Origin of the sequence: Weissella sp. DD23, assembly GCF_001579105.1 — a bacterium.
Taxonomy (GTDB): Bacteria; Bacillota; Bacilli; order Lactobacillales; family Lactobacillaceae; genus Weissella; species Weissella cibaria.
Genome location: NZ_KQ970392.1, coordinates 346,612 through 356,808 on the forward strand (window position 1 = coordinate 346,612; position 10,197 = coordinate 356,808).

Below are 10,197 nucleotides of genomic sequence, written 5' to 3' on the forward strand. Positions count from 1 at the left end.
CCATCCGTACCAATTCTTGTTTGGGATGTTGTTGGCCGGAAATTTGTTGGCAGTGGTTGTCTACCGGCTAAAAAAGCCACTTTTTGCAATGAGTGAACAGGAAGATGCAGACTAACGGCGTATGAGATGAATGGCATTATATGAAACATGCAACCATTCAGTACATAGTTTAAAAGCCGCAAATCCTCGATTGAATCGGGTGATTTGCGGCTTTTAATAGTATTAAGCGTTATTTCTGTTGCAAGAAGATAACCAGGACGGTAATTGCTTGGAGCAATGAAAAGACGCCCATCCGGTACTTAGCCTTGAGATTAAGATTGATTAACACCATCCAGGTAAAGACGATGATCATAATGGCTAACAACGTCCACGGATTCCAAGGCAAGGTCAACACATCTAACAATAAAATGATGCCAAAGGCTAATGAAGTCGCCCGTTTGTCGCGTCCAGTGGTCACAAAAATACTGCTCATGTAGAACAAATAGCTAAATAACAATGGTAACAAGCTCCAAATGAAAGGCGCTGTCAGGAAGGTGTTTTGCTGATAGAAAATCACAACCGGCAAGGCAAGGGTGGCGATGCCAGAGTATAGCACCAAGCCTAAGATGTTTTGTAGGTTTAACCATTTGAGATTAATGAGGAGCAATGCAAGTGGCAGCAGCGCTAACAAAATAATCTGCTGCATAGTGACCTGCTGATAGAGAAAGTACAGGAACACCATTGGAATTAAAATAACGCCAAAGTTTAACCAACGTGAGAACCCACGGTTAAAAGTTAAAAAGATGGCCAGGGCCAAGATGACACTATAGGTCATCAGTAGTGGATTGTGTTGCCATTGGCCACCTGCTAAATTTTTTGAGTAGATTGCTGGGTAAATCCACCAAATTGCAAGTTGCGATAGGACTGCAATCAAAATTGAGACCCATTGAATTTGCTGCCATTGCGGGCGGTTGTCTTGTCTACGCTGGGTTGTTCGGGTTTGGGGATGAACATTATCCAAGCTGGTGAATGACGCTGACGTGGGATTGTCTGCCAATTGATTAAGACGGGCAAGACTATTTTGATAATCGTTCGCCATGAGAACTCCTTTCACTGATATTTATTCTGCCAACTCAAGCTGAGTTAAGGCAATTTGTAAAATCTAACTACATAATTGTAGCAAACTAACCGGATTACGGGGCAGTTTGTTATAATGCTTTAAAGATAAAAATGTGACGAAATTATGTCCTAGAGAGTTGAGAGTTTACTGATGAAGTCAGTCATGACAATTTTTACTAAGTATCGCGCCCAAATTTTATACTTGTTTTTCGGTGGCTTAACCACGGTATTTAATATCATTTTGTATGGTGGGTTGCGCTTAACCCAGATGCCAATTATGGTGGCATACGTCATTGCCTGGTTCTTCACGGTGCTGTTTGCCTATTTAACAAATCGTGTGTGGGTCTTTGATAGTCAGGCACACGGTTTCCGTGAATTGCTAAATGAGGCCGTTAAGTTTTATGTTGCGCGAATCGCAACTGGATTAATCGGTATGGCGATTTTGTGGTTCGGAACGAGTCTGCTCCACCAAAACGATATGTTATGGAATATTATTCAAAACGTATTCGTGGTGGTCTCTAATTACGTATTGAGTAAGCTCATTATTTTCAAAGCAAAGGAGAAATGGGAACGATGACAATTAAGTTAATTGCAACAGATATGGATGGGACATTGTTGCGGGATGACCGCACATTCGACTATGCCCGGATGGAAGATTTGCTTGATCAATTAGATGAGAAGGGCATCCGATTTGTTGCAGCGAGTGGGAATCAATACAAGCAATTACGATCATACTTTGAGCCGGTCAACCCCGACCGCATTACGTATGTTTCGGATAACGGGGCTTTGATTACGCACAATAATGAGGTTTTGGCCGAATCGTCATTGTCTCGCGACCAGATTGCACGCGTGATGCAATGGAATAGTGAGACACATGCTAATATGGATAATTTGATTATCCTGTCAGGTAATGATGGCGCCTATGTGTCAAACCACGCGACGCCAGAAATGATTGCGGCGGTCAAGACGTTCTACCCAACTGTCCACCAAGTTGAAAAGTTTATGGATGTTGACGACAATATCTTCCGTTTCTCATTAGTGTGGGATCCTTCGGTTGATGTTCATGAGCACGTGCAACAATTGCGCGAGGTCTTTGGCGAAGAGCTTCACACAACCGGATCTGGTTTCGGCTCGGTTGATATTTTGGCGCCTGGCGTAAATAAGCGAACTGGTTTGGAACAATTGGCCGCTAAGTGGGATATTAAGCCTGAAGAGATGGCTGCTTTTGGTGATAACGGTAACGATTTGGAGATGTTGCGTTATGTGAAGTATCCATTTGTGATGCCGAATGCAGAAGACTTCATGAAGGTCCGCGTGCAAAATCTTGCCGTTAACGATAACAATCATAATGGTGTGTTAGACACTATCGAAGCGTTACTAGCGGGTGCTTACGATGATGAGACTGTTTTTGATAAGTAATAGTTAAAGCAGGGAATTTTACCGTACACGCTATGTGACAAACTGCTATAATAAGACGGATTGACATACGTGACTTTAAGCCAGTCACGTATTTTACATTTATAGAGGCGGAGGAAGCATCGTGTTTTTCAAAAAGCAAAAAACGGTCGTAACGGATCAATTGCCACAATTAGATAAGACGCGAATCCCAAACCACGTTGCAGTTATTATGGACGGTAATGGTCGCTGGGCCAAGCGACAGAATTTACCACGTGTGGCTGGTCACCAACGCGGGATGGAAGTAGTGAAAGATATTACCAAGGCAGCCAGTGATTTGGGTGTTAAGGTATTGACGCTCTACGCTTTTTCAACAGAGAATTGGAAGCGACCTGAGACGGAAGTTGGCTTTTTGATGAAGCTACCCGGTAAGTTTTTTGACACGTTTGTCCCAGAACTTATCGAAAAAAATGTGCGTGTAAACGTAATGGGATACATTGACCAATTACCAGCGGACACGCAACGTGCGGTTAATGACGCCATTGCCCAGACGGCAAATAACACCGGCATGGTGCTAAATTTTGCTTTAAACTATGGTGGTCGTGCCGAAATCGTGACTGGCGTGCAACAGATTGCTGCGCAGGTCGCTGCGGGCGAATTACAACCGGAAGAAATTAACGATGCAACGATTGATGCTGCGCTGATGACGGCGCCATTGGGTGAATTCGCTGACCCGGATGTCTTGATTCGAACGAGTGGTGAAATGCGGTTGTCGAACTTTTTGCTTTGGCAACTGGCGTATGCCGAATTTGTCTTTATTGACGAACATTGGCCTGAGGTAACCCCAGCGGTCTTTGAAAAGGCATTAGCAATGTATCAAGCTCGTGATCGACGGTTTGGTGGCATTGCTGAAAATCAAAGCGATAAGAAGTAGGAGTGGAATAATGAAGACACGTGTTATCACAGCCGTTGTGGCTCTGATTATCTTTGTGCCGATTTTGATTGCCGGGGGCTTGTGGATTCAAGCTGCGGCCTCATTGTTGGCAGTGATTGCAGCGAGTGAAGTCGTCTTGATGCGTAAGACGTTGTTGGTTGACTTTGGTGCAATATTGACGATGCTGGGTGCATTAGTAATGACGCTACCAGCGACGCTATGGGATAATATCCATGCACCAATCGCCTTGCACCGGACATCGTTGTTGTACATCTTTATTTTGTTAATGTTGTTACACACGGTGATTGCCAAGAATAAGTTCAGCTTTGAGGATGCCGGCGTCTTTACTTTGACGATGATGTATGTCGGCATGGGCTTCAGCATGATGGTCGCTGCCCGCAATGCCGGGTTGGACACCTTGATGTTCGCCTTCCTAATTGTTTGGATTACGGATTCAGGTGCTTACATGATTGGTCGCAAGCTTGGTAAGCACAAGCTGACCACCATCTCACCTAATAAGACGTGGGAAGGTTCAATCGGCGGGACAGTTGTAGCTGTCATTGCAGCAGCCGTTTACCTAGTCTTCTTCCCACAAGCATATAGCTGGCCAGTGATGGTCGTTATTGCCATCATTTTGTCAGTTGCAGGACAATTTGGTGATTTGATTGAGTCTGGCTTGAAGCGTTTCTACAAGGTGAAAGATTCTGGTACGGTATTGCCAGGCCACGGTGGTATTTTGGATCGCTTTGATTCAATGTTGATTGTTTTGCCATTGATGTTCTTGTTTGGCTTGCTAAACTAATAGAAAATAGTAAAACCCTGGGCGATTTTAACGTATCGGCCAGGGTTTTGTTGTATACTAGGGCCTATTGAAAAGGGAACGCTGGAGAAATTATGACAACGATTATTACTTTTATTATTGTCTTTGGTATTTTAGTGATTGTGCATGAATTTGGACATTTCTATTTTGCCAAAAAGGCAGGTGTCCGTGTCCGTGAATTTGCAATCGGCATGGGCCCTAAGCTGTTTCAAACCCGGCGTAACGGGACGACGTACACGATTCGTGTGTTGCCAGTCGGGGGTTATGTGCGGATGGCTGGTCGTGCTGAGGCTGAAGAAGAAACAATTCGGCCGGGGATGACAATTGTGGTCGTGCAGCAAGATGGGGTGGTAACCCGCTTAAACTTGTCTGATCAGACTGAATTGGTTGGTGGTCGTGCGTTAACCGTTAATCGGGTTGATTTGGTTGACGATATGTTTGTGGAAGGTTACTGGGCAGACGATGATCAAACGTTGGTTAAACTGCCGGTTGATCATGAAGCGTCGGTCATCGAAGCTGATGGTACTGAAGTGTTGGTTGCCCCACGTGATACGCACTTTGAATCGGCCAAACTTTGGCAACGCGCCCTAATTAACTTTGCCGGACCGATGAATAACTTTATTCTAACGGTCGTCTTGTTCATGGGCTTGGCTTTCGCTATGCCGGGAGTGACAACGACAACGTTGCAAGATGTTGCGCAGAACTCACCGGCAGCGACGGCTGGTTTGAAAAAAGGCGATACGATTGAAAAAATCAATGGCGTGAAAATGTCGTCATGGCAGAAAATGCAAACGACGATTCAAGCTTTGCCAAAAGAGCAGACTACGGTCACGTATGAGCGAAACGGCCAATCGAAGACGACAACGCTGACGCCGAAAGCCGTTAAAAATGGTGGCATGCTGGTCGGACAGATTGGGGTGACGCCGACAACGACTAAGGCCTTTGTACCGCGTGTCCAATATGCCTTCCGTGCGACCGGCCAAGCCATGACGCAGATATTCCGTGCGATTCAGAATTTGATTCAAGGTTTCTCGCTGAATAAGTTAGGCGGCCCAGTCGCTATTTATAAGAATACTGAGCAAGTAAGCTCGTATGGTTTCTTGGCAATTGTGTCATTTACAGCATTGCTCTCAGTTAATTTGGGCATGATGAATCTACTACCAATTCCAGGATTGGACGGTGGTAAGTTGCTCTTGAATGCGGTCGAAGCGGTTGTGCGACGTCCGCTACCAGAACGGGTTGAAACGGCTGTTACGTTAGCGGGTGTTGCGTTCTTGTTCGTATTGATGATTGCCGTTACCGGAAACGACATTATTCGATATTTCTTCAAGTGAACACTAATGAATTAATAGGATCGGCCAAATTGGCTGGTCCTTTTTATATATCAGCTGAAATGACCCCGAATTGTAAACCGCGGGCCCGATGATATGTGTTACTATAATATAAGAATTTTTAAAGTGCGCTTTGTGCGCTAAGAATAGGGATGAGGTTATTATCCAATGAAACAGTCAAAGGTATTTATTCCAACGTTGCGCGAAACGCCTGCTGATGCAGAAGTTATCTCGCACCAAATGATGTTGCGTGCTGGTTACATGCGTCCAGTTTCTGCTGGTGTCTACGCATACTTGCCATTGGCACAACGTGTGTTGAACAAGATCAACGCCATTATTCGTGAAGAGATGGAAAAGATTGATGCGATTGAAATGTCAGCACCAATGCTTTTGCCAGCTGAAATGTGGCAAGAATCAGGTCGTTATGAGACATACGGTCCAAACTTGTTTAAGTTGAAGAATCGTCATGACCGCGACATGATTTTGGGACCGACACACGAAGAAACGATGACAACGTTGATCCGTGATGACATCAAGTCATACAAGCGTTTGCCGTTGACGGTTTACCAAATCCAAACTAAGTTCCGTGATGAAAACCGACCACGTTTTGGTGTCTTGCGTGGTCGTGAGTTTATCATGAAGGATGCATACTCATTCTCTGTGGATCAAGATGGTTTGGACGAGTCATACAAGAACATGGAATCAGCATACATCAATATCTTTGACCGAATTGGCTTGGATTACCGTGTTATCGTGGGTGATGCTGGGGCAATGGGCGGTTCTGACTCAAAGGAATTCTCAGCACCTGCCGAAGCCGGTGAAGATATCATTGCTTATTCAGATGAATCAGATTACGCAGCTAACTTGGAAATGGCGAAGGATTTGTACACGCCAAACAAGTCACACGCACAAATGGCTGATTTGGAAAAGATTGCAACGCCTGAAGTCAAGACAATCGATGAGTTGGCTGACTATTTGCAAACGACGCCTGATCAATTGGTCAAGACGTTGTTTATGTACGCTGATGGTGAACCAGTGATGATTTTGGTTCGTGGTGACTTCGAAGTGAACGAAGTTAAAGTCCAAAACTACTTGCACGCTGATGAATTGCGTATGGCAACGGAAGAAGAAGCCCAATCAATTTTGGGTGCACCATTCGGTTCATTAGGCCCAGTCGGTGTTGGTGAGGATGTCAAGATCATCGCTGACGAATGGGTAACTGACATGGTTAACGTGACGGTCGGTGGAAACGAATCTGGCTTCCACTACTTGAACGCAAATGTTGACCGTGATTTCCGCATTGATGAAGTGGCAGATGTACGTACGGCCCGTGAAGGTGACTTGGCTATTGACGGTAAGGGTCACTTGAAGTTTACAAAGGGTATTGAAATTGGCCACATCTTTAAGTTGGGCACACGTTACTCAAAGTCAATGGGTGCCCAAGTTTTGGATGCTAATGGTCGCCAAGCAGATGTCATTATGGGATCATATGGTATCGGTGTGTCACGTTTGTTGGCTGCAATTGCTGAGCAAAATGCGGATGAAAACGGTTTGGCTTGGCCAACGTCTGTTGCACCATGGGACGTGCACTTGGTACCAATGAAGTATTCAGATGAAACACAACGTGCTTTGACGGATGAGTTGAACGATAAGCTGGTTGAAGCTGGTTACGAAGTATTGGTTGATGACCGTAACGAACGTGCTGGTGTTAAGTTCAATGATTCAGATTTGATTGGCTTGCCAGTTCGTGTCACGATTGGTAAGAAGGCCGGCGAAGGGATCGTTGAAGTGAAGTTGCGTAAGGCTGATGAGGCGATTGAAGTCCGCACTGAAGAATTGGTGTCAACGCTACAAATCTTGTTGCAACCTGAAGTGGATGCACAAGCTTAATCTTAGCTGTCGTGAAAGTCGGGGAATTACCTCGGCTTTTTTATTAAGAAAAAGTTAGCGCGAAATCGCTTTCATAAAATGGGCACATTTTTCTGGGATACTTATTGTATGAATGATAAGTGAAAGGGGAGATGACGATGCGTAAGTTCTTATGGGGCATCATTGCCGTCTTGACTGTTTTAGCGTTTACCCATTTTTAAACTGAAGGCGACTTTATTCTTATTTTAAGTTTGGGTCGTTATGATTATGACTGTTGATAAGGGATACAGAGATATCCAGTCAACAGCCCATAAAAACTACTCATAACCCGCAGGTTTAACCAACCTGCAACCTACTCCTTAAAAATCGATGATGTGCGAGACATGTCATCAGAATAGAACGCGGTAAAAGCCCATTTACCGCGATCCGAAAAGACCGTTAGTGTTGTTCACTAGCGGTCTTTTTGTTTTAGTTATCGTCCTGTAATCAGAAGAGGGTATAATAGTTGCAGACTGTGAAAATGAGAGAAGGGAGTACCTATCCATGGCGTTGACCGCACAAGAACAATTCCAAACATTGTTGCAGCAATTGCAATATGAGGAAGTCCCAGCAAGTTTGCAGGAAACTGCGCTAACCAAGCTTGCTGTGCACAAGCAATCGAAAATCTGGCAATTCCATTTTGAGATGCCTCAGTTACCTCCAGTGCAGGAGATGGCTGCTTTGGTTGCCCGGATGCAGACGGCGTTTGCCAATATTGCGCAAACAACTTATCAGCTGCATTTAACTGAACAACCAACGGCACAACAAATTGTGGATTATTGGACATGGGTACTGCAACAGCATCAAAACGAACCGGGCGCTTTCCGGCAGGCGTTTGCACATGTGTTGCCACAAATCGCTGGTAACCAATTAGACTTAACGTTCGATACCGCTGTTTGGGCCAACTATGCGCGGCAAACAGGGTTACCAATTATTGAAGGAACCTATAAAAAGTTGGGGGTTGGTTATCAACTACCGTTCAACATTTTGGTTGATGAACAGTTGGCAGCCGAATCACATGCTCAGGTTATGGCACAACGCGCTGCGCAAGATCAACAGTTAGCCGAGATGGCGAAGGTTCAAATTGAGCAGGCGGCAAAGCAACGCCAATCAGCCCCACGTAATGGTGGCGGTGGTGGTAATAATCCAGGTGCATTGGGTCGTAAAATTGCCGCAGATGCAGAAATCACCAAGATGGGCGATATTGAGACTGAAGAACGTTCTGTAATTGTCGAAGGATATGTTTTTGATGTGGAAGTCCGCGTGTTGAAGTCTGAGCGTCAATTGCTAACGATGAAGGTGACCGACTACACGAGTTCGTTTATCTTGAAGAAGTTCTCACGCGATGAAAATGATGAAGCGTTCTTTGCTGATATGAAGCCTGGCACATGGATTCGTGCCCGTGGTCCAATTCAACAAGATGACTTTGTGCGTGATTTGACGATGACGGCGTATGATATGGAAATTATCAAGCATGCGCCACGTCTCGATCCGTATGAAGGTGAACAAAAGCGAATTGAATTGCATACGCATTCTGTGATGTCGACGATGGATGCCACAAATGGGATTGGCGATTACGTGAAGCAAGCAGCTAAGTGGGGCATGGATGCAATCGCTGTTACTGATACAGCTGGTGCGCAAGGATTCCCAGAAGCGGCGTCTTCAGCTGCTAAGAATGACATCAAAATGATTTATGGGGTTGAGGTGAATTTGGTTGAAGATGGTGAGCCAATCATCTTTAACCCTGATCACACGAAACTTGATGAAGCTGAATTTGTGGTCTTTGACGTGGAGACGACTGGTTTGTCAGCAGTTTATGACAAGGTGATTGAATTATCAGCCGTCAAAATGGTTAAAGGGAATGTGATTGCAGAGTTCTCAGAGTTTATCGACCCTGGGTTCCCATTGAGTCAAACAACAGTAGATTTGACGTCGATTACAGATGACATGGTGCGCGGTTCAAAACCCGAAAAACAAGTCTTTGAAGAATTCCGTGAATTCTACGGCGACGCAGTTTTGGTTGGACACAATGTGACATTTGATATGGGCTTCATGCAAGAAGGGTATGCCCGTCATCAATTAGCACCAATTACAAACCCAGTCATTGATACGTTGATTTTGGCGCGATTCTTGTACCCAAACATGCGGTCATATCGTTTGAATACGTTGGCTAAGCACTTTGGCATTGTTTTGGAACAACACCACCGTGCCATCTTTGACTCGGAAACAACGGGTCATTTGAACCGCGTTTTCTTGGAGCAAGCGCGTGAAGAGTATGGCATTGAGTATGCGGATCAATTGAATGACCACATGATGGACAATGATGCTTGGCGTCACGGTCGACCAAATCATGCGATTGTGTTAGTTCAGACGCAAACTGGGGTGAAGAACCTTTATAAGATGATTTCAGAATCAAATACCAAGTATCTGCAGCGTGTGCCACGTGTGCCACGTTCACTATTGAATAAATACCGGGAAGGTTTGTTGCTGGGTACTGGGGATAACACTGGTGAATTCTGGGAAGCCTTGATGCAGAAGGGGTATGCGGCAGCCAAGGAAAAGGCGACGTATTACGATTACATTGAAATTCAACCATCAGCTAACTATGTACCGGCTTTGGAAGCTGAACTTATTCAAGATGAAGCCCGCCTGCGTGAGCTAATGATGCAAGCAGTACAAATCGGTGATGAATTGGGTAAGCCGGTGGTTGT

General features: G+C 45.0%; 8 protein-coding genes. 7 read left to right on the plus strand and 1 reads right to left on the minus strand.

All coding sequences use genetic code 11. The annotated features are described in order from the left end of the window. Window positions 1–229: 229 nt before the first annotated feature. Window positions 230–1,078 carry a hypothetical protein gene (locus WEIDD23_RS05970; RefSeq protein WP_010371238.1) on the minus strand — a complete coding sequence of 283 codons (849 nt, stop codon included), beginning with the start codon at window positions 1,076–1,078 and terminating at the stop codon, window positions 230–232. Window positions 1,079–1,249: 171 nt separating this feature from the next. On the opposite strand from WEIDD23_RS05970, the gene WEIDD23_RS05975 reads away from it, so the two are divergent. From WEIDD23_RS05975 to WEIDD23_RS06005, 7 genes are all read left to right on the plus strand, one after another. Continuing rightward, window positions 1,250–1,675, plus strand: coding sequence for a GtrA family protein (locus tag WEIDD23_RS05975; RefSeq protein WP_010371235.1), 426 nt, complete (start codon window positions 1,250–1,252; stop codon window positions 1,673–1,675). Continuing rightward, a complete protein-coding gene (locus WEIDD23_RS05980; RefSeq protein ID WP_010371232.1) occupies window positions 1,672–2,517 on the plus strand; it encodes a Cof-type HAD-IIB family hydrolase in 846 nt (281 codons plus the stop codon). Before WEIDD23_RS05975 ends, WEIDD23_RS05980 begins: the two co-directional genes overlap by 4 nt. 121 nt (window positions 2,518–2,638) lie before the next feature. Next, the gene (locus WEIDD23_RS05985; protein WP_010371222.1) at window positions 2,639–3,427 is read left to right on the plus strand and encodes an isoprenyl transferase; all 789 of its coding nucleotides are present in this window, start codon (window positions 2,639–2,641) and stop codon (window positions 3,425–3,427) included. A gap of 10 nt (window positions 3,428–3,437) precedes the next feature. Then, window positions 3,438–4,229: a phosphatidate cytidylyltransferase gene (locus WEIDD23_RS05990; protein ID WP_010371220.1), complete on the plus strand. Its 792-nt coding sequence runs from the start codon at window positions 3,438–3,440 to the stop codon at window positions 4,227–4,229. An 89-nt stretch (window positions 4,230–4,318) separates the two neighbouring features. After that, entirely contained in the window at window positions 4,319–5,581 is a 1,263-nt protein-coding gene (gene rseP / locus WEIDD23_RS05995; RefSeq protein ID WP_029237444.1) for an RIP metalloprotease RseP, read from the plus strand. A 165-nt stretch (window positions 5,582–5,746) separates the two neighbouring features. After that, window positions 5,747–7,468 (plus strand): proline--tRNA ligase, encoded by a 1,722-nt coding sequence (locus WEIDD23_RS06000; protein WP_010371214.1) that lies wholly within the window; start codon window positions 5,747–5,749, stop codon window positions 7,466–7,468. Window positions 7,469–7,990: 522 nt separating this feature from the next. Further along, the coding region (locus WEIDD23_RS06005) for an exonuclease domain-containing protein (RefSeq protein ID WP_156469587.1) at window positions 7,991–10,197 on the plus strand (2,207 nt) is incomplete at its 3' end.

Excerpts from the sequence above, each read along its gene's own strand:
- WEIDD23_RS05970 (WP_010371238.1), bottom strand. The coding sequence starts at position 1,078 with ATGGCGAACGATTATCAAAATAGTCTTGCCCGTCTTAATCAATTGGCA.
- WEIDD23_RS05975 (WP_010371235.1), top strand. The coding sequence starts at position 1,250 with ATGAAGTCAGTCATGACAATTTTTACTAAGTATCGCGCCCAAATTTTA.
- WEIDD23_RS05980 (WP_010371232.1), top strand. The coding sequence starts at position 1,672 with ATGACAATTAAGTTAATTGCAACAGATATGGATGGGACATTGTTGCGG.
- WEIDD23_RS05990 (WP_010371220.1), top strand. The coding sequence starts at position 3,438 with ATGAAGACACGTGTTATCACAGCCGTTGTGGCTCTGATTATCTTTGTG.
- WEIDD23_RS06000 (WP_010371214.1), top strand. The coding sequence starts at position 5,747 with ATGAAACAGTCAAAGGTATTTATTCCAACGTTGCGCGAAACGCCTGCT.